General features: G+C 74.0%; 18 protein-coding genes and 1 pseudogene. 11 read left to right on the forward strand and 8 right to left on the reverse strand.

Translation table 11 applies throughout. The features are described from left to right. The first annotated feature begins 163 nt into the window (after nucleotides 1-163). From RB614_RS17495 to RB614_RS17505, 3 genes and pseudogenes are all read left to right on the forward strand, one after another. Complete coding sequence (locus RB614_RS17495; protein WP_308713581.1) at nucleotides 164-745, forward strand: helix-turn-helix domain-containing protein; 582 nt, start codon at nucleotides 164-166, stop codon at nucleotides 743-745. Next, entirely contained in the window at nucleotides 745-2,031 is a 1,287-nt protein-coding gene (locus RB614_RS17500; RefSeq protein WP_308713582.1) for an MFS transporter, read from the forward strand. Before RB614_RS17495 ends, RB614_RS17500 begins: the two co-directional genes overlap by 1 nt. A 497-nt stretch (nucleotides 2,032-2,528) precedes the next feature. Beyond that, nucleotides 2,529-3,782 (forward strand): annotated as a pseudogene (locus tag RB614_RS17505) (glycoside hydrolase family 6 protein); the annotation flags it as partial. Nucleotides 3,783-3,827: 45 nt separating this feature from the next. Here RB614_RS17505 and RB614_RS17510 read toward each other — a convergent pair. Continuing rightward, complete coding sequence (locus RB614_RS17510; protein WP_428983031.1) at nucleotides 3,828-5,177, reverse strand: carbohydrate-binding protein; 1,350 nt, start codon at nucleotides 5,175-5,177, stop codon at nucleotides 3,828-3,830. An 88-nt stretch (nucleotides 5,178-5,265) separates the two neighbouring features. Here RB614_RS17510 and RB614_RS17515 point away from each other — a divergent pair, with 88 nt between their 5' ends. Next, nucleotides 5,266-6,075: an endonuclease/exonuclease/phosphatase family protein gene (locus RB614_RS17515; protein WP_308713584.1), complete on the forward strand. Its 810-nt coding sequence runs from the start codon at nucleotides 5,266-5,268 to the stop codon at nucleotides 6,073-6,075. Nucleotides 6,076-6,115: 40 nt separating this feature from the next. Here RB614_RS17515 and RB614_RS17520 read toward each other — a convergent pair whose 3' ends face one another. The 3 genes from RB614_RS17520 to RB614_RS17530 all read right to left on the reverse strand — a co-directional run bounded on the left by RB614_RS17520 (nucleotide 6,116) and on the right by RB614_RS17530 (nucleotide 8,913). Continuing rightward, nucleotides 6,116-7,219 carry an FAD-dependent monooxygenase gene (locus tag RB614_RS17520; RefSeq protein ID WP_308713585.1) on the reverse strand — a complete coding sequence of 368 codons (1,104 nt, stop codon included), beginning with the start codon at nucleotides 7,217-7,219 and terminating at the stop codon, nucleotides 6,116-6,118. Nucleotides 7,220-7,351: 132 nt separating this feature from the next. Next, nucleotides 7,352-7,777: an RpiB/LacA/LacB family sugar-phosphate isomerase gene (locus RB614_RS17525; RefSeq protein ID WP_308713587.1), complete on the reverse strand. Its 426-nt coding sequence runs from the start codon at nucleotides 7,775-7,777 to the stop codon at nucleotides 7,352-7,354. Nucleotides 7,778-7,806: 29 nt separating this feature from the next. Continuing rightward, entirely contained in the window at nucleotides 7,807-8,913 is a 1,107-nt protein-coding gene (locus RB614_RS17530; RefSeq protein ID WP_308713588.1) for an ADP-ribosylglycohydrolase family protein, read from the reverse strand. Nucleotides 8,914-8,972: 59 nt separating this feature from the next. Between RB614_RS17530 and RB614_RS17535 the strand changes: the two genes are divergently transcribed. Genes RB614_RS17535 through RB614_RS17545 form a run of 3 tightly spaced genes read left to right on the forward strand, consistent with a single transcriptional unit; the run spans nucleotide 8,973 to nucleotide 11,849 of the window. After that, complete coding sequence (locus RB614_RS17535) at nucleotides 8,973-9,620, forward strand: hypothetical protein (RefSeq protein WP_308713589.1); 648 nt, start codon at nucleotides 8,973-8,975, stop codon at nucleotides 9,618-9,620. A gap of 19 nt (nucleotides 9,621-9,639) precedes the next feature. Beyond that, nucleotides 9,640-10,476, forward strand: coding sequence for a fumarylacetoacetate hydrolase family protein (locus tag RB614_RS17540; protein WP_308713590.1), 837 nt, complete (start codon nucleotides 9,640-9,642; stop codon nucleotides 10,474-10,476). Between the two features lie 2 nt (nucleotides 10,477-10,478). After that, nucleotides 10,479-11,849: an aldehyde dehydrogenase family protein gene (locus RB614_RS17545; RefSeq protein ID WP_308713591.1), complete on the forward strand. Its 1,371-nt coding sequence runs from the start codon at nucleotides 10,479-10,481 to the stop codon at nucleotides 11,847-11,849. On the opposite strand, the gene RB614_RS17550 is transcribed toward RB614_RS17545, so the two are convergent. Then, entirely contained in the window at nucleotides 11,846-12,241 is a 396-nt protein-coding gene (locus tag RB614_RS17550; protein WP_308713592.1) for a DUF6069 family protein, read from the reverse strand. The two genes, RB614_RS17545 and RB614_RS17550, sit on opposite strands and share 4 nt — an antisense overlap. 173 nt (nucleotides 12,242-12,414) lie before the next feature. Here RB614_RS17550 and RB614_RS17555 point away from each other — a divergent pair, with 173 nt between their 5' ends. Continuing rightward, entirely contained in the window at nucleotides 12,415-13,263 is an 849-nt protein-coding gene (locus tag RB614_RS17555; RefSeq protein WP_308713593.1) for a histidine kinase dimerization/phosphoacceptor domain-containing protein, read from the forward strand. A gap of 116 nt (nucleotides 13,264-13,379) precedes the next feature. Here RB614_RS17555 and RB614_RS17560 read toward each other — a convergent pair whose 3' ends face one another. Continuing rightward, nucleotides 13,380-14,969: a DHA2 family efflux MFS transporter permease subunit gene (locus RB614_RS17560; RefSeq protein WP_308713594.1), complete on the reverse strand. Its 1,590-nt coding sequence runs from the start codon at nucleotides 14,967-14,969 to the stop codon at nucleotides 13,380-13,382. A 123-nt stretch (nucleotides 14,970-15,092) separates the two neighbouring features. Further along, complete coding sequence (locus RB614_RS17565) at nucleotides 15,093-15,659, reverse strand: TetR/AcrR family transcriptional regulator (protein ID WP_308713595.1); 567 nt, start codon at nucleotides 15,657-15,659, stop codon at nucleotides 15,093-15,095. Nucleotides 15,660-15,732: 73 nt separating this feature from the next. On the opposite strand from RB614_RS17565, the gene RB614_RS17570 reads away from it, so the two are divergent. Both RB614_RS17570 and RB614_RS17575 read left to right on the forward strand, forming a co-directional pair. Next, nucleotides 15,733-17,487: an ABC transporter ATP-binding protein gene (locus RB614_RS17570; protein WP_308713596.1), complete on the forward strand. Its 1,755-nt coding sequence runs from the start codon at nucleotides 15,733-15,735 to the stop codon at nucleotides 17,485-17,487. 10 nt (nucleotides 17,488-17,497) lie between these two features. After that, a complete protein-coding gene (locus tag RB614_RS17575) occupies nucleotides 17,498-19,378 on the forward strand; it encodes a copper resistance CopC family protein (protein ID WP_308713597.1) in 1,881 nt (626 codons plus the stop codon). A 6-nt stretch (nucleotides 19,379-19,384) separates the two neighbouring features. Here RB614_RS17575 and RB614_RS17580 read toward each other — a convergent pair whose 3' ends face one another. After that, nucleotides 19,385-19,849 (reverse strand): hypothetical protein, encoded by a 465-nt coding sequence (locus RB614_RS17580; protein ID WP_308713598.1) that lies wholly within the window; start codon nucleotides 19,847-19,849, stop codon nucleotides 19,385-19,387. Nucleotides 19,850-20,298: 449 nt separating this feature from the next. Here RB614_RS17580 and RB614_RS17585 point away from each other — a divergent pair, with 449 nt between their 5' ends. Beyond that, nucleotides 20,299-22,092 carry a hypothetical protein gene (locus RB614_RS17585; protein WP_308713599.1) on the forward strand — a complete coding sequence of 598 codons (1,794 nt, stop codon included), beginning with the start codon at nucleotides 20,299-20,301 and terminating at the stop codon, nucleotides 22,090-22,092. Nucleotides 22,093-22,094: the final 2 nt, after the last annotated feature.

Raw genomic sequence — 22,094 nt, forward strand, 5'->3', positions numbered from 1 at the left:
CCCGGGAGAGGGCCGCCACAGCGCCGAAGAGGCGGTTTCTGGCAACCAGCGTCATCGACGCACGCCAACTCGTCAAGAGACGGCTTTCGGTAAGGCACGCAGCGATGCACAAGTTCCATGCAAAGATATTGTGCACACTTCTTGTGCACGCTACCGTGACCCCGTGACGTCTCAGGAGCGGCGATCCGCGATCCGGCTGGACAGCCGTCAGCTGCGAGTGCTGGCGCATCCGCTGCGGTCGCGGCTGCTCACCGCGCTGCGGCTGGACGGCCCGGCCACCGCCACCCGGCTGGCCGCGGCGATGGGCACCAACACCGGCGCGACCAGCTATCACCTGCGCCAGCTCGCCGCCGTCGGCCTGGTGGTCGAGGAGGCCGGGCAGGGGCATGGCCGGGAGCGGTGGTGGCGGGCGGCGCACCACGAGCACGGCTGGCGGAGCAGGGACGTCGTCGACGACCCTGACGACCGGGCGGCCGCCATGTGGCTCTCGGAGCACCAGGTGCGGCTGTTCGCGGAGCTGCTGGCCAGCTGGGTGCGCGACCACTACTCGCACCCTCCGGACTGGCGGGACGCGGCCGAGGTCAGCGACTTCGGGCTCCGGCTGCCGCCCGACCGGCTGCGCGCGCTCAACGATGAGCTGCACGCCGTGGTCGACCGCTACCAGCGCGAGGCCACCGGCGATGGCGATCAGGTGCTGGTGTTCTTCGCCGGCTTCCCCCGGCTGGCACCGGACGGGCCGGGGTGATGAGCGCGCTCGGCGCCGTGCGGGCCCGCCGGCGCTACCTGCTGCTGCTCGGGCTGCGCTGGCTCGCCAGCGGGCTGATCATCCCGATTCTCGTGCTCCTGCCGCTTGACCGTGGCCTCACGCTCAGCCAGGTCGGCGCCGCCGGCGTCGCGCAAGGGCTGCTGGTGCTCGCTCTGGAGCTGCCCACCGGCGGCCTCGCCGACGCGCTCGGCCGGCGGCCGGTGCTGCTCCTGGCCGGATTCGTCAACCTGGCGTCGTTCGGGCTGCTCGCGGTCGCCGGTTCGCTGCCGCTGTTCGTCGCGGTCTTCGCCTTGCAGGGCGTCTACCGCGCCCTCGACAGCGGTCCGCTCGACGCGTGGTACGTGGACGCCGCTCTCGCCGCCGACCCCGAGGCCGACATCGAGGGCGGTCTCAGCCGCGGTGGGGTCGTCACCGGCCTGTCCATCGCCGGCGGCGCGCTGGCCGCCGGTGGGCTCGTCGCCCTCGACCCGCTGCCCGGCGTGAACCCGCTCGCCGTCCCGGTGCTGGCCGCGATCGCGGTCCAGGCGCTGTCGCTGGTCGCGGTCGCGCTGCTGCTGGCCGAGGTGCGGCCCGCCGGGGGAGCGGCCCCGCTCGTCGCCTCTGTGCGGCAGGTGCCCGGGACCGTCCGCGCCGCGTTCGGGCTGCTGCGCCGCTCCCGGGTGCTGCTCGCCGTGGTCGCCGTCGAGCTGTTCTGGGGCTTCGGCATGGTGACGTTCGAGATGCTGCTGCCGGTGCGGCTGACCGAGGTGGTCGGCGACGCCGACACCGCCGCCGCGCTGCTCGGCCCGGCCGGCTCGGCCGCCTGGGTCGCGTCGGCCGCCGGGGCCGCGCTGGTGCCGCTGGCCGCCGGCCGGATCGGCGCGCCGTGGACCGGCGCCGTGCTGCGGGTGCTGCAGGGCGCGACGGTGGTCGGCATGGCGCTGCTGGCCGGCCCGGTCGGCGTTCTCGCCGCGTACCTGCTCTGCTACGTCGTGCACGGCGCCGCCAACCCGGTCCACATGGGACTGCTGCACCGCCAGGTCGACGGCCCGTACCGCACGACGGTGCTGTCGTTGAACTCGATGATGGCCCAGCCGGCGGGTGCCCTCGGCCTGCTGACCCTGACCGCGCTCGCCGATGCCACCTCGGTCAGCGCCGCGATGCTCGTGGGCGCCGCCGTGCTCGCGGCCGCCGCCCCGTTGTACCTGGTCGCCCGCCACAAGGTTTCGGATCGGGGGAGTGGGGTAGGGGTACTCCAGGCGGACGGTGTCCAAATAGGACGATGAGCGCACATCCGTTCAATCGCTTCAATCGGCTTGATCGCGAAAGAAATCGATGAAGTGCTATTGAAGGATCCAATCGGGTGCAATATGGTACGGGTAGAGCCGCGCCAGGCAGCCGGTTGAGGGCGATCCGGGTCGTTTGACCGTTCGCTGGGGCTACCACAGGGCACGGGGGCATTGGTGTACGCCCCGCGACGGCCCCCCGCCGCTGACCTGACGCACAGCCGCCCGAGGTCCGGGCAGGGTTGGCTGACGTTCCGGTGGTGTCCCGCGGCGATGGTCGTCGCGCGCGTCTCCGCGGGTCACCGCCCCCGGGAGGGCCGCCGCGCGCAGGGCGCGCCATGCGGTCGTGGGACTTGCCGGGGATTCCGCACGCGACCCCACAAGGAGTAAATCGCATGCACGTCAACCGTCGGTTGCGCCGCGGCCTCGCCGTGGCCGCCGCGTTCACGCTGATGGCCGGGGCCGTCGCCATCGGCACCGGCTCCGCCAGCGCGCTGGCGCGGGTCGACAACCCGTACGAGGGCGCCCAGGTCTACGTCAACCCGGAGTGGTCGGCGCAGGCCTCGGCGAACGGTGGCGCGGCGATCGCCGACCAGCCCACCGCGATCTGGCTGGACCGGATCGCCGCGATCGAGTCCGGTTCCGCCGGGTCCAACACCATGGGCCTGCGGGACCACCTCGACGAGGCCCTGTCCCAGGGCGCCGACCTGATCCAGGTGGTCATCTACAACCTGCCCGGCCGGGACTGCGCCGCGCTCGCCTCCAACGGCGAACTCGGCCCGGACGAGCTGGACCGGTACGAGTCCGAGTACATCGACGTGATCGCCGGCATCCTGGGCGACCCGGCCTACGCCAGCCTGCGGATCGTCACGATCATCGAGATCGACTCGCTGCCCAACCTGGTGACGAACGTCAGCCCGCGGGAGACCTTCACGCCCGAGTGCGACGCGATGAAGGCGAACGGCAACTACATCCAGGGCGTCGGGTACGCCCTGGCGCAGCTCGGCGCGATCGAGAACGTCTACAACTACATCGACGCCGGGCACCACGGCTGGCTGGGCTGGGACGACAACTTCCAGGCCTCGGCCGACGTGTTCCTGCAGGCCGCGAACTCGGGCGGCGCCACGCCCGCGGACGTGCACGGCTTCATCACCAACACGGCGAACTACGGGATCCTGGACGAGCCGTTCTTCGACGCGAACACCGTCGTGGGTGGCAAGGTCGTCCGCGAGGGCAACTCGTCCTGGGTGGACTGGAACCGGTACGTGGACGAGCTCTCCTACGCCCAGGCGTACCGCAACCTGCTCGCCAACATGGCGTTCGACGACAACATCGGCATGCTGATCGACACCTCCCGCAACGGCTGGGGCGGCCCCGACCGGCCCACCTCGGCGAGCACGTCGACGGACCCCGAGACGTTCGTGAACGAGTCCCGGCTGGACCGCCGGATCCACCTCGGCAACTGGTGCAACCAGTCCGGGGCGGGCATCGGCGAGCGGCCGACGGCGTCGCCCGAGTCGGGCATCGACGCGTACGTGTGGATCAAGCCGCCGGGTGAGTCCGACGGCGCGAGCCGCGAGATCCCGAATGACGAGGGCAAGGGCTTCGACCGGATGTGCGACCCCACGTACGAGGGGAACCCGCGCAACCAGAACAACATGTCCGGCGCGCTGGCGGACGCCCCGCTCTCCGGGCACTGGTTCCAGGCCCAGTTCGAGGAGCTGATCGCGAACGCGTACCCGCCGCTGTAGGGCACGACAGGAGAGGGGCGTCCGGTGCGGACGCCCCTCTCCGCCTTACCTGCCTTGCAGGGCGCGGACGTTGTCGCCGAAGGTCCAGTTGCGCGAGCCGTCCCAGTTGATCGACCAGGTCATCAGCCCCTTGAGCTGCCCGTTGATCGAGCCCCACGCCTGGCTCACCAGGCCCGTGGACATGTAGCCGCCGCCGGCGCCCTGCTGGGCCGGCAGGCCGGGGACCTGCTTGTCGTACGGGACGCGGATCGTCGTGCCCTGGATGACCAGCCCGCTGTTGAGGCAGTTGGTCTGCACCGTGAAGCCCTGCACGGTGCCGGCCGCGTACGAGTCGCCGGAGCAGCCGTACATGCTGCCGTTGTAGTACTGCATGTTGAGCCACCAGAGCCGGCCGTTGTCCGCGTACTTCTTGACGATCGGCAGGTACGCGCCCCAGATCGAGCCGTAGGTGACGCTGCCGCCGGTCACGTACGCGGTCTCCGGCGCCATCGTGAGCCCGAAGTTGGACGGCATCTGGGCGAGCACCCCGTCGATGATGCGGATCAGGTTGGCCTGCGAGGCGGAGAGCTGGTTGATGTTGCCGCTGCCGGTGAGGCCGGTCTCGATGTCGATGTCGATGCCGTCGAAGTTGTACCGCTTGAGGATCGGCACGATCGTGGCGACGAACCGGTCGGCCACAGTGGACGACGACAGGTCGATGCCGGCCGTGGCGCCGCCGATCGACATGAGGATCGTGGCGCCGGCCGCCTTGGCCGCGCACATCTCCGCCGGCGTGGCCACCCTCACGCCCGCGTCCATGCCGTCCTGCCACAGCACCGTGCCGTCGGAGAGGATCACCGGGAACGCCGCGTTGATCACGTTGTAGCCGTGCTGGCGGATCCGGGCGTCGGTGATCGGGATCCAGCCGAGCGGCGGGTGCACGCCGTTCGCCGCGCCGTCCCAGTTCTCCCAGTACCCCTGCAGGACCTTGCCCCCGGGCCGCGACTTGACCGCGCAGGTCGTGCCGCCCGTGGGCGTCGGGGTCGGGGTGGGCGACGCGGTCCGCGTCGGGGTCGGCGTGGGTGACGCGGAGGGCGTCCGCGTCGGGGTGGGCGAGACCCCGCCGTCGCAGGCGCCGAGGTCGCGCCAGAGCGAGGGGGTGGCCGCCGGGTTCCAACCCGTGCCCGGGTACGCGGTGTGCGTGACCAGGGCCTGGTAGAGGCGGCCGGCGTAGGTGACCTGGGCGCCGGCCGTGTAGGTGTTGCCTTCGGCCCACGCCGGCGCGGTGCAGACCACGAGCAGTTGGGGCGCCGCCCCGACGTTCGGCGCGAGGCCGATCCCGGCGACAACCGCCGCCGCCACCCCTGTCACCAGGGCCAACAAGACACGCCGAGCGCCCACGAGAACCCCAATCATCGTCGATTGGGCAGGAAGCTTATCAGTTAACTTTGTTCATAGTAAGAGACGGCGGCAGGCGGATCGTGCCGCCCGTAGGCTGGAACCCGTGCGCCTGGCCACCTTCAACGTCCTGCATGGAAGGTCGCTCGACGACGGGGCGGTGGAGCGGGAGCGCTTCCGGCTGGCGGTCGCCGAGCTCAAGGCCGACGTGCTCGGGCTGCAGGAGGTCGACCGGGGGCAGGCCCGCAGCGGCCACCTCGACCTCACCGCGCTGGCCGCCGAGGCGAGCGGCGCGACCGCGCACCGGTTCGCGCCGGCGCTGATCGGGACGCCCGGGGAGGCGTACCGGCGGCTGGTCCACGACGAGGACGGCGTCGACGAGCCGAGCTTCGGGGTGAGCCTGGTCAGCCGCTGGCCGGTACGGTCCTGGCACGTCACCCGGCTGACCGGCGCGCCGGTGCGGTCGCCGATCTTCGCGCCCGGCGGGTTCATGTGGCTGCGCGACGAGCCGCGGGTCGTGCTCGCCGCCGTGATCGAGGGGCCGGACGGGCCGTTCACCGTCGCGACCACCCACCTGTCGTTCGTGCCCGCCTGGAACGCCGGCCAGCTGCGCCTGGTGGTACGGGCACTGCGCCGGCTCCCGTCGCCGCGGCTGCTGCTCGGCGACCTCAACATGCCGGCCCGCGCGGCGGCACTCGTTTCCGGATGGCGGCCGCTGGCCCGCCGGGCGACCTACCCGGCCTGGCAGCCGCGGGTGCAGCTCGACCATGTACTGCTGGACCGGCGCGGGGGAGCGCGGTGGCCGGCCGAGGGGACCGCGGAGACCCCGCGGGTGCCCTTCTCCGACCACCGGCCGCTGGTCGTGGAGGTGAGCGCCGGGCCGCCCCCACGACGGCCCGGCACCGACCGCTACTGAGCGTATACCTCCAGTTCGGACAGTCGACCCACGGGCCGCCTCAGGGACGGTCCCGCAGCGGCCGGTAGCTCGCCTGGAAGAGCCGCACGCCCAGCCGGCCGAGCACCAGGTTGCGCAGCGGGGTGGGGAGCGCGCGGCTGCGATCCCGGCGGTGGGTCTGGGCCCGTACCCACTCGGTGCGCGGCCGGCGGCGCTCCTCGAACGCCCGCAGCGCGCCGCCGATCGACCCGGCCGCCGCCAGGCAGTCCGCCAGTACCAGCGCGTCCTCGACCGCCATCGCCGCGCCCTCGGCCATGTTGGGCGAGGTGGCGTGCGCGGCGTCGCCGATCAGCAGCACCGACCCGCGCGACCAGCGGGGGAGCGCGACCTCCTCGATCGGGCCACTGCGCATCCCGTCCAGGGCGGCGTCGAGCACCGTCGGCGCCGGCTCGGCGAATCCGGCGAGCAGCTCCCGCGGCGGCACCCGGGGCGCGTCGAGCGGCCCGTCGCAGTAGACGTAGACGAGGCCGCCCCCGATCGGGATCGTCAGGAACGCGCTGCCGCGCCCTACCAGCACCGACCACACTGGACGGGAGTCGGGCCAGCGGGCGAGGAAACGCCACGCGTACTGCCCGGCCGGCCGGGCGGCGGCGGACGGGCCGAAGAGCAGCCGTCGCACCGCCGAGTGCACCCCGTCGGCGCCCAGCACGAGGTCGTACCCCTCCCGCGTGCCGTCGCCGAACGCCACCCGCACCCCGCCGCCGGAGTCCACGATGGACTCGACCGTGCCACCCCAGCGGATCGGCACGTCGGTGGCGCCGGCCAGGAGCACCTGGTGCAGCTCCGCGTGGCGCAGCGCCAGGCACGGCCCCACCCCGTGCCAGACCTCCGCCATCGCCAGGTCCATCAGGGACCGTCCCCTGTGGTCGCTGACCCGCTGGCGCTGGATCTCCACCGCCCGCGCCGCCACCTCCCCCGCGAGCCCGAGGTCGTCGAGCGCCCGGACCGCGTTTCCCGGCAGGTAGATGCCGGCCCCGTCCGCCCGCGCGGCCGCCGACCGCTCCACGATCTCGACATCCGCGCCCCAGGCCCGCAGCGTGCGGGCGGCCGCCAACCCGGCGATCCCCGCCCCCACCACGAGCACCCGCACACCGGTACCCCGCATGCCGTGAACGTTAGGGCATCCACCTTCCGGAGTCCCTATGGCCGTGACCGAATGGGCAGGGCTTCGCAGGCGGCGGCCTGCCACACCGCGCGGTGGTGGCGCGCGGGGACCGGCGGCGGCGCGGCGCGCGGGTCACGGGGTCTGGTCGAGGTCGGACAGGAGCGCGATGTTGCCCGCCTCGTCGGGGTCGGGCTCGGCGGTCTCGAAGAACGCGCGCGCCACCTCGACCGCGACGTCCGGGGCCAGGCGCTTGAGGCTCATGGCGAGGACGTTCGCGTCGTTCCAGAGGCGGGCGCCCTTGGCGATCCAGGGGTCCCAGGCCAGCGCGGCGCGGACGCCGGGCACCTTGTTGGCGGCGATGGCCGTGCCGGTGCCGGTCCAGCACATCACCACGCCCAGGTCGGCCTCGCCGCCGGTCACGGCGCGACCCACGGCGGCGCCGATCCGCGGCCACGGCTGGGAGGTGTCGACGCGGACCACCTCGCCGAGCCCGGACAGGTAGTCGACCACCGCCCGGGTGGTCTCGTTGTCGTCGTCGGCCCCGAACGCGATCCGCACCCGGCCAGCATACGACCGCCCACCCGGGGTCAGGCGGGGTAGCGGCGGAGCCACCGCAGGGGCGGGCCGTGGTCGCCGTGGAGGTGGGTGGGCTGGGTCTGCTCCATGGCCCAGTCGTCGGCGAGTTCCAGGATCGTGCCGCGCCCCTCGACCGCGGCGACCCAGTCCGGGGGCAGGGCGGTCTCGCCGTGCCAGGTGCCGAGGAGGTTGCCGCAGATGGAGCCGGTCGAGTCGCTGTCGCCCGAGTGGTTGACGGAGAGCAGGAGGGCCCGGCGCACCTCGTCCGGGTCTGGATAGGACAGTGCACAGTAGACGCCGATGGCGAGCGCCTCCTCGGCGACCCAGGCGCCGCCCAGGCGTTCGATCCGGTCGGGGGAGCGCGGATCGGCGTCCGCCGCGGCCAGCGCGGCCCGCAGCGCCGCCGTGGTCTCCTCGTGGCCGGTGCGGGTGGCGAGCAGGTCGAGCGCGACCGCGGCCGCCGCGCGCAGGTCCGCGCCGTCGACCAGGGCGCGGACGATCGCGGCGAACGCCCCGGCGGCCAGGTAGCCGGTCGGGTGGCCGTGGGTCTGCGTGGCGCACTCGGCGGAGAGGTCGAAGACCGCCTCCGGCGTCGCCCACGCCTGCGGGTACAGGCCGAACGGCGCGGAGCGCATGACCGTGCCGCAGCCCTTGGAGCCCGGGTTCTTGGGCCGCTCCGGGGTGCCCATGCCGGGCGACTCGAGGCCGGAGAGGCAGGCGTTGCCGGGGGCGCGGCGAGCGTACAGCCAGGGCTGGGCGGCCAGCCACCCGCTCGGCTCCGGCGGCGGCCCGGGGAGGCGCTGGGTGTCGAGCCAGCGCAGGTAGGCGCGGTGCACCAGCGACGGCGGGTGGCTGACTCCGCGGTCAGCGCGTACCGCGGCGCGGATCAGGCCCTCCACGGTGAAGAGGGTCATCTGGGTGTCGTCGGTGACCGGGGCGACGCCGGCGGAGTCGGTGACGATGTCGCTGAGGCCGTCCGGGCCGTGCTCGGCGCGGATGCGCTCCAGCGACATGAACTCCACGGGCGCGCCCAGCGCGTCACCGACCGCGCCGCCGATCAGGCAGCCGCGGACGCGGGAGCGGAAACGTTCGAGGGCGGAGCGGTCCGTCACGGTCATCGACCGGCGATCCTAGCAATCGCGTACCCGATGGTGCTGGCACGGCCAGAATGAGCGTTATGCGCTGGTGGCGGGTGACGCGGTGGGTGGTCGCGTCGGCTCTCGCCGCCGGTGGGCCGCTCGCCGCCGGCGGCGCTCCCGCCCGCGCGGACATCGGCGACGAGACGGCGCTGGCCCAGCGGTACGCGCCGGTGGTGCTGCTGGTCCGGCAGGACGAGGAGTGCGGCTACGGCGAGCCCTACCGGCCGCTGGACGTCGACGTGCTCTTCGGACAGTCCACGGTGGCGCTGCGCGGGCCGTGGACCTCCACCGACCTGGTGGAGATCGGGCCGAGCGCGGCGGACCTGTCGGCCGGGCGGTACGAGTACCACCTGGACTTCCCCGGCAACCCGCTGCACCCGGGCTGCGGCTACCAGCGGTGGGCGGAGCGGATCGACGGCACGACGCCGCCGGCCGTGTACGCGCACGTGGCGACCGACCCCGGCTACCCGGGGAAGGTGGCGTTGCAGTACTGGTTCCCCGCCAGGAGACCAGCGAACTCCCCGCCTGACCCCGAGCGGCCCCGGTCCGCGGACGGCCCGGCGGCCCGGTCCGGGGACGGAGGCCCTGCCCGAGGGGGCGGGTGCGGTCCGAGGGGCGGCCGCGCGGCCTGGGGGACGCGCGCCGAAGCCACGGTCCAGCCGGACCGGCAACGGCCGCGGACATGATCACGGATACCATCGCGCTGTGACGCGACTGGTCCGCACCGACGCCGGCTGGGCCGTGGAAGCGGCGGACGGGCACCGCTTCGGGCTCGGTGCCACCCTGGCCGACCTCCTGGCGGTACCCCTGGCCGAGGCGCGCGAACGCTACGACGCCGCGGCCGAGGCGGCCCAGGCGGCTCCGGTCCGGGCGCCCGTCGACGCGCAGGAGGTGTGGGCCGCCGGCGTCACCTACCAGCGCAGCCGCGAAGGGCGCCGGGAGGAGTCGGAGCAGGCCGGGCACGCCGGGCTCTACGACCACGTGTACACCGCGCCCCGTCCGGAGATCTTCTTCAAGGCGACCGCCGGGCGGGTCGTCGGCGACGGCGAGCCGGTCGGGATCCGCGCCGACTCCGGCTGGGACGTGCCGGAGGCCGAGCTGGGCCTGGTGGTCAACGCGGCCGGCGAGGTCTTCGGGTACACGGTCGGCAACGACGTGAGCAGCCGCTCGATCGAGGGGGAGAACCCGCTCTACCTGCCGCAGGCCAAGGTGTACACGCGCTCCTGCGCGCTCGGCCCGGCGATCGTGCCGGTGTGGGAGGCGGGGCCCGGGCCGTTCCCGGTGGCGGTGCGGGTGGAGCGGGAGGGCGCGGTGGCGTGGAGCGCCGAGACGTCGACCGCCCGGCTGGCCCGTACCCCGGCGGATCTGGTTTCCTGGTTGACCCGGGCGCTGGACTTTCCCGCGGGCGTCGTGCTGCTCACCGGCACCGGCGCGGTCCCGGACCGCGACTTCACGCTCCAGGCCGGCGACGTGGTGACGATCGACGTCGCCGGGGTAGGAACTCTGCGCAACCCGGTCATGGTCGTCGGTACAGGGGGATGAACGTGGACCACATCGAGAGCCGCTCGCCGCAGTCGCCGGACGACCTGGTCGTCCAGGTGCCGGACAGCCCGGCCGCCGAGGTGTCGGCGGCCGTGGAGCGCACCCGCGCGGCCGGCGCCGGCTGGGCCCGCCGGCCGGCCACCGAGCGGGCGGCCGCGCTCGGCGCCTGCGCCGACGCCCTCGCGGCCGCCGCCGGGGAGGTCGCCGCGCTGGTCGTACGCGAGGTGGGCAAGCCGGTCGGCGAGGCGGCCGGCGAGGTGGCCCGGGGCGTGGCGATCCTGCGGTACTTCGCGCAGGCCGCCCTGCTGCCCGAGGGCGACGTCTACCCGCCCGCCGACGGCGCCTCGCTGCTGCACACCCGCCGCCGCCCGCACGGGGTCGCCGGGCTGATCACGCCGTGGAACTTTCCGGTCGCCATCCCGCTCTGGAAGGCGGCTCCGGCGCTCGCGTTCGGCAACGGCGTGGTGCTCAAGCCGGCCGAGCAGTCCCCGGCGGTCGCGCTGCGGCTGGCCGAGCTCTTCGCCGGCGCGCTGCCGGACGGGGTGCTGACCGTGGTCACCGGCGGCGGTGCGGCCGGCGCGGCGCTGGTGGAACGGGCCGACGCGGTCTCGTTCACCGGGTCGGTGGCGGCCGGGGCGCGGGTACGGCGGGCGGCCGCCGAGCGGGGCGTCCCGGTGCAGTGCGAGATGGGCGGGCAGAACGCCTCGATCGTCCTCCCCGACGCCGACCTCGCCGCCGCCGCCCAGGCCATCGCCGCCGCCGCGATGGGGTACGCCGGCCAGAAGTGCACCGCCACCAGCCGCGTCATCGTGGTCGGCGACGCGGACGGCTTCGCCGAGCGGCTGGTCGCGGCCGTCGAGGCGCTCGGCGTCGGCGACCCCACCGAGCCGGGCACCGCCGTCGGACCGGTCATCGAGGCGGGGGCCCGCGACGCGGTCGTCAACGCCGCCGACCGGGCGGCCAGCCGGGGTGCGAAGGTGCTCACCGGCGGCCGGCCGCTCGACCGCGCCGGCTGGTTCGTGGGGCCGACCGTCGTCAGCGGCGTACCCGAGGGGGACGAGCTGCTCACCGAGGAGGTCTTCGGGCCGATCTGCGCGGTGGTGCCGGCCGCCTCGCCGGAGGCCGCGGTCGAGGCCGCCAACTCCGTGCGGTACGGCCTGGTCGCCGCCCTCTTCACCCGCGACCTGGGGCACGCACTGACCCTCGCGCCCCGCCTCGACGTCGGCATGGCCAAGGTGAACGCGCCGACCGCCGGCGTCGACTTCCACGCGCCCTTCGGCGGGGCGAAGCAGTCCAGCTACGGGCCGCGCGAGCAGGGCCCGGCCGCGCGCGACTTCTACACCCGTACGACCACCGTGACGCTCACCCCCTAGCGGGCGGCCGTCCGGCGCAGGCCGGGGACCAGCACCGCGGCGGCCGCCAGGTGCATCGCGAGGAGCGCGGCCGTCCCGCCCCCGGTCCGCGCCGCGCCGACCGGCCCGGCCAGCGAGAGCAGCAGCACCGCCACCGCCACGCACGTCCAGGCGGTCGCGGCGTGCCGGGTGAGGCGTTCCAGCAGCGCGAGCAGCGCCCACGCCGCCAGCCCGACCAGGACCGTCGTCACCAGCACCGCGGGCAGCGTCACCGCCCGCCCGTCGGCGGTCAGATCGGCGCCGAGCCCGCGGGCGGCCGCCCAGACCACGCCGGTCGCGGCCGCCGCTCCCACGATCCAGACCGCACGGGTACGCGCGACCGGCCTTGCCTTCGGTTTCAGAGTCGTCGTCATTTCGGGGCACCTCCTGGAGTGGATCGACGCACACCGCGATCCGCCGTGCGGGCCTCGTCCCGGATCGCCCGCGGGACCGGACCTCGCCTCCGTCCCGGGACGGATGTGCCGGAGCCGCCCGGTCGGTCCCGGGCCCGATGGCCGCGCGCCCGCCGCCGCATACCGTGATGTCCATGAACGCCATCCGTTGCCGGCCCGCCGTCCTCGACGGGATCATCGGCGCCGTCGTCGCCATCGGGCTCGTCACCCTCGTGCTGGCCGTCCCGGACGGGCGGCCCGGCCCGGCCGGTATCGCCGTGGCCGTCGTCTGTGCCCTGGCGCAGGGCGCGTCGCTGTCGCTGATGCGCCGCCACCTCGGCTGGGCGATCGCCGTGGCGCTGGTCGCCGGCGCCGGCTTCGAGGCAGTCGCCCCGGACGCGGGCTGGCTGGGGCTGATCGCCGCGCCGCTCACGTACGTGTCCCGGCTCCGCCCGCCCCGCCAGTCGCTGTGGCTGCTCGGCGTGGTGGTGGCGCTGACCCCGGTCGAGCTGGTGACCGGCGGCGGGCAGAGCTTCGTCATCGCCCTCTTCGCCACCCTCCTGGGCTGGAGCTGGGGCGAGCTGGCCCGGGGCCGGGCGGTGCGCCGGGCCGAGGAGCGCCGCCGGATCGTCGCCGACGAGCGCGCCCGCCTCGCCCGCGAGCTGCACGACGTGGTGGCGCACACCGTGTCGCTGATGGTCGTGCAGGCCGGCGCCGCCGCCGACGTCTTCGACGCCCGCCCGGAACGGGCCCGCGCCGCGCTCGACACCATCCAGGAGCACGGCCGCGCCGCCCTCGCCGAGCTGCGCGCGATGCTGGAGACCATGCGTACCGGCGACCCCGACCCGAGCGGCCCCCGCCCCGGCCTCGACCAGGTGGACGCGCTCGCCGCCTCGCTCGGCGCGGCCGGGCTCGCGGTCGCGGTCAACCGGGCCGGTCACCGACGACGGCACCGCGGCACCGGCGCCCGCCGGTGGGGGAGCCGGGCTGATCGGGATGCGTGAGCGGGCCCGCCTGGTCGGCGGCACGCTGGAGGCCGGCCCGCTGCCCGCCGGCGGGTTTCGCGTCGCCGTCCTCGCCTACGAAACCGGACTCGTCCGGCCCGGAATTTGAAACAGCCCTAGTGGATCATCGTGGCCGGTGCCGGCTTGTCGCCGCCGAGGTCGCGGACGTCGTCGCTCACCACGAGCGGCGAGGCCGCCCGCTTGCGCGGCAGGAACGCGATCGGGATGAACGTCAGCAGCACCAGTACGAAGCCGACCCAGAACGTCGTGGCGAACGAGTCGGCCACGAACGCCAGGCCCCGGGAGAGCACGTCCGGCGGCAGCGGGATCTGGGCGCCGTGCTGTACCGCGATCGCGGCGCTGGCCTCGGTGATCGGCTCGCCGGTGCCCGGGTCGTTCAGGCCCGGGATCGGCGTCGACCCGTTCAGCTGGCTGGTGAGGATGACCGACATTGTCGCGGCGCCGGCGGAGCTGCCGATCTGCTGGAGGATGTTGACCAGCGTCGACCCGCGGGCGGTGTCGTGGCTGCTCAGCGTCCGCAGCGCGGAGGTCATGATCGGCATCATCGTGCCGCCCATGCCGAGCCCCATGACGAACAGCGAGCCGCACAGCAGCAGGTACGAGGTGTCGGTGCCGACCTGGGTGAACGTGAAGAAGCCGGCGGCGATGAGCGCCATCGCGAACGGCACGGTGCGCCCGACCGGGATCTTGTCGGCGAGCGTGCCGGCGATCGGCATGGTGAGCATCGCGCCGATGCCCTGCGGGGCCATCAGCAGGCCGGCGTGGAGCGTCGACTCGCCCCGCACCTGCAGGAAGTAGCTCGGGAAGAGCAGGCCGGCGCCCATGAACGCGATGATGAACACGAACAGCGACACGGACGCGATGGTCAGGTTGCGGTTGCGGAAGAGGCGCAGGTCGAGCAGCGGGTGCCGGGGGCGGAACGAGTACAGCACGAAGAGGATCACCAGGAGCCCGCCGGCCAGCATCGTGGCCCAGACCTTCGTGGCGGTGATCGTGCCGGTCTCCGGCAGCGACGAGACGCCGAACAGGAAGAGGGCCAGGCCCGGCGAGAGCATCAGCATGCCGATGAAGTCGAACGACTCGGACGGCTCGGCGGAGTCCTTGGGCAGGGCGAAGAACGCGTACACCAGCGCGATCGCGCCGATCGGCAGGTTGATCAGGAAGATCCAGTGCCAGCTCGCCGCGTCGATCAGCCAGCCGCCGAGGATCGGGCCGCCGATCGGGCCGAGCAGCATCGGGATGCCCAGGACGGCCATCAGCCGGCCGATCCGCGCCGGGCCGGCCGCCCGCGTCATGATCGTCATGCCGAGTGGCATGAGCATGCCGCCGCCGAGGCCCTGCAGGACCCGGAAGGCGATCAGCTGGCCGATCGAGTCGGCGGTGGCGCAGAGCGCGGAGCCGAGCGTGAAGAGCAGCACCGCCAGCATGTACAGCCGCTTGGTGCCGAACCGGTCGGCCGCCCACCCGCTGAGCGGGATCACCGTGGCCAGGGCCAGGGTGTAGCCGGTCATCGTCCACGCGACCTCGGCGTACGTCGCGTCGAACTCGGTCTGGAAGGTCGGCAGCGCGACGCTGACGACCGTGATGTCGAGGATCGACATGATCGCGCCGAGCACGACGACGCCGGCGATCTTGAGGACGGTCGCGTCCAACTTGTCGGGCGCGACCTCGGCTTGGCTCTTCACGTAACCCTCCAGATCCCCGGCGGCCGTGGGTGGCGGCGGCCGTCGTCCCCCGTCATGTTTCCGTGTACAGGATCACACGATCCACCGGTTTAGCCGCTCCCGGGTCGGGATAGGTGTCCTGGCTCACGGCGGCGGGCTGACCGCGCCGGCGAGCGTGCGGAGCATCAGGCGGAGCACGTGGTGACGGGACTCGCCACTGTCAGTCACGTAGCTCCACGCGGCGTAGAGCTGGGACCAGAGCACGCTCTCCAGCCAGGTCGCCGGCAGCTCCGGGTCGATCGAGCCGTCCCGGTGGCCGCGCTCGACCACGGCCTTGAAGCGGTCCTCGGCGCCGGACTGGCCCCGGTCGACCTCCTCGAGGCAGTGCGGGTCACCGAAGACCAGGGAGAGCACGTCGCCGAGCTCGAAGTACTCCTCGCAGAGCCGGTGCAGCGCCTCGGCGCCGGTGCCCTCGTCGAGGCGGGCGTGCTCGGTGGCCCGCTCGAGGCGGAGGACGCTCTCCGCCCGCACCGCGCTGAGCAGGTCGGAGCGCTCCGGGTAGTACCGGTGCAGGGTCGTGCGACCGACGTCGGCGGCGGTGGCGACCTCGCTGAGAGGGGCGGACAGGTTTTTCCCGAGCACGGCGATGGCGGCGTCGATGATCGCCTGCCGGGTGCGGGCCCGGCTGGCCGTGTCCTGCGTGTCCACCACGTAAAGAGGCTAGCAGTGTGCCTATCTGGCATTCCACTTGACCGTATTGGAACAATCATGTTCCACTCGGGGCATGGGGCCACGCATCCGTACCCTCGTCTCCTTCCTCACCCCGCACACCCCGACGCTCGTCGTCGGCCTCCTGCTCGGCCTGCTGGCCAACGCCGCCGGCCTCGCCACCCCGATGGTCACCAAGTGGGTGCTCGATTCGCTCGGCGGCTCGATGGCCTGGCCGCTCACCGCGCTGGTCGCGCTCGTGGTGGTCGGCGCCGGCATCTCGCTGCGTCAATGGATCCTGATGGGCACGCTCGCCGAGCGGGTGATCCTGGACGCGCGGGTGTCGATCATCCGGCGGTACTTCGCGGCCACCGTCGGCGACCTCACCCGCCGTCCCAGCGGCGAGCTCGTCACCCGGGCCACCTCCGACACCGGGCTGCTGCGCGAGGCGTCCAGCAGCATCGTCGGCATCGTCAACAGCTCCCTCGCCATGCTCGCCACGCTCGTGCTGATGGGCGTGCTCGATCTGGTGCTGCTCGGCTGCACGCTCGCCGCCGTGGTGATCGTGGGCGCCATCATGGCCGCGCTCATGCCCACGATCGCCAAGGCGCAGGAGGCCGCACAGGAGTCGGTGGGGCGGCTCGGCGGCACGCTCGACGGCGCGCTGCGCGCCATCCGCACGGTCAAGGCCAGCCGCGCCGAGGCCCGGCAGAGCGAGCGGATCGTCGCCGACGCGCGGGAGTCCGCCGAGTACAGCATCCGCGCCGCCCGCCGTACCGCCGTCGTCTGGACCATCGCGTGGAGCGGCATCCAGCTCTCGGTCATCGCGATCCTCGGCATCGGCGCGTGGCGGGCCGAGCGCGGGCTGCTGGAGATCTCCAGCCTGATCGCCTTCCTGCTGTACGCGTTCCAGCTGATGGGCCCCATCACCGAGCTGACCCAGAACGTCACTGCCCTCCAGGCCGGCGTCGCGGCCGCGGCCCGCATCCGCCAGATCGAGGCCATCGAGGTCGAGCCGGCGCCGCCAGCCGCGGCGCCCGCGCCTGCGGCGGCGCAGCCGGACCCGGCCGCGCCGATCCTCGCCATCCGCGGCGTCACCGCCCGCTACACCCCGGACACCCCACCGGCGGTACGCGACGTCGACCTCGACATCCCGCGCCGCGGCCACACCGCGCTCGTGGGACCCTCCGGCGCGGGCAAGACCACGCTCTTCTCGCTGATGCTGCGGTTTCTGGAACCGGAGAGCGGCGAGCTGTTCCTGGACGGGCGCCCCTACCGGACCTACGGGCACGGCGAGGTGCGCGCCCGCTTGGCGTACGTGGAGCAGGAGACGCCCATCGTCCCCGGCACCATCCGGGACAACCTCCTCTTCACCCACCCCGACGCGACCGAGGAGGAGCTGCGCGCGGTGCTCGCGGCGGTCCGGCTCGACGGCAAGGTCGACGCCCTCGACCAGGGGCTGGACACCCCGCTCACGTCGAGCGCGGTCTCCGGCGGGGAACGCCAGCGCATCGCCCTCGCCCGGGCCATCCTGCGTACGCCGGACGTGCTCCTCCTCGACGAGGCCACCGCGCAGGTCGACGGGCTGACCGAGGCGGCGCTGCAGGAGTGCGTCCGCGAGCGCGCGGCGGCCGGTGCGGTCGTGACGATCGCCCACCGGCTCTCCACAGTGCTCGACGCGGACACCATCGTGGTGCTGGAGGAGGGCCGGGTGCGCGCCAAGGGGACCCACGCCGAGCTGCTGGCCACCGACGACCTGTACCGCCGCCTGGTCGAGGCGCTGCGCATCGCCGGCCAAGCCGAGCAGGACCTGGTGCCCGGCGCGGTGTGATGATGTGGCGATGCGCCCCCTCCCCTCGCCCGGCCGCGCGCTCTCCGCCTCGTTCGCGCTCCTGCTCGCGACCGCGGCCGCCGTCCTCGCCGCCGCCCCGCCCGCCGCGGCCCACGGCACCCTCGCCATGTCCACCCCGGCCGAGGGTGCCACGGTGACCGCGCCCGTGACCTCGGTGGAGCTCTACTTCACGGAGAAGGTCGCCGCGAACGCGTACTTCACGATCACCGCCCCGGGCGGCGGCCGGGTCGACGGCGGCTGGACGTACGGCTCGCCGAAGCCCCTGGACAAGCCGGTGCGCGAGTACTTCATGGTGGACGGGAAGTTCGAGCCGCGCGAGTACACGACCGGCTTCCCCGCGGTGGTGACCGTGGCCCACCTCCCCGCCGCCGGCCAGTACTCGGTGAGCTACCTGTCGGTGGCCTCCGACGGCGAGGCGGTACGGGGCACGATGACGTTCCGCTACGCAGGGAAAGCCACCGCGGTGCCGCGGGGCTGGACGGCGCCGACCAACCAGCCGGACCCTGCGCTGGTCGCGGCGGTCGAGCGGCACGGCACCTCCGCCGGCCAGGGCTCGACCGGCTCGCCCTCGGCCCCGGCCGCCCCGCCGGTCTCGCCCGTCCCGCCCGCGGCGGCGCCGGCCGGGACCGTGGACGACGGCGGCGGCAGCCCGGCCTGGGTCACCTGGTCCGGCTGGGCGGTGGCGATCGCGGCCGCCGTCGCCGGCTTCCTCGGCTGGCGCCGCCGTCCCGCGGTGGCGAGCGGGCCGCCGGGCCGGGCCCGCCCCTCCGGCCCGAGGTCCGGGCAGCGCGGCGGGAAGCGCCCGGCCGGCAAGACCGCCGGCGCGTCCGCCCGAAGTGCCGGCTCCAGCGGCGCGTCCGCGCGGAGCGGTGGCTCCAGCGTCCCGGCTGTCGATGGTGCCGCCGCGGGGTCCGCTGTGGACGGTGGGGCACCGGCCGGCGGGCTCACCAACACGCGGCTGGCGTTGCTGGCCGGTGGGCTCGTCGTGGCCCTGCTCGGCGGGTTCGGGCTGGGACGGCTGGGCACGGGCGGCGAGGCCGGGACCGCCGGCGCGCCGGCCGCGCCCACGAGCACCGGCGGCGGCGCGGTCACCGCGGGCGACGGCCACCAGCACCCGGCCGGTACCGGCCCGCACAGCCACCCGGGCGACGCGAACACGGCGCAGGCGACCGGCACCACGGTCAGCGCCGGCGGGTACACGCTGCGGCCGGACCGGCGCGCCCAGCCGGCCGGGGCCACTGTGGACTACCGGTTTCAGGTCGTCGGCGCGGACCGGCGGGCGGCGACGCGCTTCACCGTCGTACACGACAAGACGTTGCATCTGATCGTGGTCGGGCGCGACCTCTCCGGGTACCAGCATCTGCACCCCACGATGGCCCCCGACGGCACCTGGAGCGTCCCCCTCACGCTGGCGCGGGCCGGCGGCTACCGGGTCTACGCCGACTTCACGGTGACCGCCACCGACGGTACCCAGCTCCCGCTGGTCCTGGGGGTCGACCACCACGTGCCCGGCGCGCACACCCCGGCCGCGCTGCCGCCGGCGGCGCCGCGGGCGGTCGCCGGGCCGTTCGCGGTGTCGATGGAGGGCACGCCGACCATCGGGGTGACCGCGCCGATGTTCTTCCGGGTGAGCCGCACCGGCGCGCCCGGCCCCACCCAGCTGGAGCGCTACCTCGGCGCCTACGGCCACCTGGTCGTGGTCCGCGAGGGCGACCTCGGGTACGTGCACGTCCACCCGGAGCCGGAAATGGTGGACGGGGCGGTCAAGTTCTGGCTGACCGCCCCGAGCACCGGCCGCTACCGGGCCTTCCTCGACTTTCAGGTGGCGGGCGAGGTGCACACCGCCGAGTACACGATGGACGTCGCCTGACCGGCCTCAGTCCTTCGCCGGCCTGGTCCGGACGAGGAGCTCCCGGACCAGGTGGAGCAGGATGAAGAAGAGCAGCGTGCCGGCCGCGACGCTGTCGAGGGTCGTCGCGCCGGGCCCGGGGACGGCCGGGATCAGCAGCGGCCCGGCGGCCATCTTGACGACGCCGCCGCCGGACGCGGTGAGCGCGCTGATCATCGCCCTGATCTGCGGCGCCCGCCGGCGGGTGCGGAAGGCGACGAGCTTGGCCAGGAGCGCGCTGGCGGCGCTGACCGCGAGGCTCTGCGGCACGGTGCTCGCGCCGAGGCCGTGCAGCAGCAGGTTGCCCGCCACGATGAACGGCACGAGCAGCCCGAGGAACGCCCAGTCCGGGGCCTTTCCGGTCACCCGCAGCGCGTTGCCGCCGAACCGGATGCCGCCGAACTCCAGGAGCCAGCGCTTCCCGGTATCGGCGGCGTCACGTGGGGTCCCCACGGGCCCCTTGGGGCGGGTAGTCTTATCAGTCGCGGCGCCCACGTCAGATCCTCTCTGATGGGATGGGCCGCCGAGCGGACCTGGAAATCTGGCTCGGCGTCCCGGGTGCGTTGCCAGCCCCCTACGGTGACGTGGGGGGCTGCTTACGTTTTCACGATGCCGCACCCGCTCTGGCCAGCGGAAGATCCGCGACCGGCGGATCAAACTCGACCTTGCGCGCCCGGCGGCCCACCTTGCGCCGGCGCCGCCCAGGACCGTCCACAAGCGCAACATCCCGCGCCGATCGCCGCTCGTTCCCCGGTATCCGTGCGCCTGGACGACCGTCTTGTTGCGACAGTCGACCGTGGTCATGCGCGGCCCGGAGCGGTACGTGCGCCGGCCGCACGTCCGAGCACCGGTCGGTCAACAAGTGGACTGTCCGGCTCAACACGCCTCGCTACTGTCGCGACATGCCCAAGCCGGTCGAGCAACTGATCCGCAGCATCAGCGGACCCGACGACGTCATCCGCTTCGCGGTGTCGGCGCAGGTCAGCCAGCTTCCGGAGGGCACGACCGACGCGTGGGTGGCCAAGGCGCTCAAGATCTCGTCGCAGGAGTTCAGCCGCAAGCTGAGCCCCAACAGCGACCGCGCCTTCACCGACGACGAGCTGCGCCGGCTCGACCAGATCTTCGTGGCGGCCGCCGGCAACCGGCCACCCTCGGCGCTGATGCACGTCGGCGGCACCCGTTCGCTGGCCGCGCGGGTCCGGCCCCTCGACGTGAACACCACGCTGGCCGACTCACCGGCGGAGTGGACACCGGACTGGCTGACCGACGACACCCCGCCGCGCACCGAGTTCGAGCTGCTCGGGCAGGCCTCGGCGCTGCTGGCCGCGTTCCGGACGCCGAGCCGTGCCTCGCGCGACACGCTGCTGCGGTACAACCGGCCGACCCGCGACATCGCCCGCCGGCTGATCGTGCTCGGCGGTTCCCCGCCGACCTCGCGCAACATCGACGCGCTCATCCTGCTCGGCGGGCTGGCCAACTACGCGTTCCCGCTGATCACCGAGATCCTGGAGTACGCGATCCGGACCACCCCGCTCGGCTTCCGCGCGTGGCGGGCGGTGTCGAAGCTGGTCCGGACCAAGCGGCCGGAGCGCGACGAGACCACGCGGGCCCTCAAGGCCTGGGTCTTCGAGCTGCTCACCCGCGCCGAGCCGCTCCGCGGCACCAGCCTCTACCCGGCCCGGTCGCTCGACCTCGAGGTCGCCGTCAACATCCCGCCGGACTGGTCCCCGGAAGACGAGGACTGGGTCGAGGACGTGCTGTACAAGCGCACCCAGAACCCCGACGCGTCGCTGCGCGAGCGGGGGACCGCGATGCACGCCATCTGGCAGCGCGCCCAGCACGGCTCCGCGGACAAGCAGCGGCGGGTCAAGGACCTGCTGCGCAGGATCATCGCGGAGCGGGGAGCCGACCCGCCGCCCGAGGTCGCCGCCGGCGAGCGGTGGGTCGCCACCACCCTGCGGCACGCCATCGACTCCGACTCGCCGGGCTGCGACGACCTCCCCACCATCGACGAGGACTGGCACCGCGCGGTGCACAAGGCGCTCAAGGGCGTGGAGCGCTCCTCGATACCCGACCACCTCAAGGCGGGCACCACCAAGCTGGTCGAGCACGCCCTCCTGCAGAACGCCGGCGCCGAGCGCCGCCGGGCCGTCGACACCCTCCAGACCGGCGGCTACGTCGATCCGGTCACCCGGGTGCTCGCCTCGATCGTCCAGGACTCCGACGAGACCTGGCTGCGGATCCGGGCCCTGTTCAGCCTGGGCTTCCTCAAACACCCGAGCCTGCTGGTCCAGCAGACCCTCGTCGACGCCTGCGTCGCCGCGCACGAGCGGCTCGTCGCCAACCCCAACCCCTCGACGATGAACGAGCTGCACACCGCCCTCTTCGCCGTCGGCGACTGCTTCGGCACCTCGCCCGACGTCGCCGGGGAGGTGCGCGGCCTGCTCGAACCGCTCCTGCGCGAGCTGGTCAAGGAGGAGGCGCACAACGAGGAGCACGCCCTCATCGCCCGCGCCGCCGGCTACCTGCTCACCGTGACCGCGCAGCCGCGCGCCGGCGCGACGCCCGACCTCTCCGAGGAGCTCCTCACCGACCTCAGCCACCACCCGGACAGCCGGACCGCCCAGCTGAGCACCTGGGCGCTCGGCTTCCGCTTCGCCGACGGCCGGATCCGGCCGCTGTTTCACGGCGCCTGAGG

The organism is Phytohabitans maris (genome assembly GCF_031085175.1).
Taxonomy (GTDB): Bacteria; Actinomycetota; Actinomycetes; order Mycobacteriales; family Micromonosporaceae; genus Phytohabitans; species Phytohabitans maris.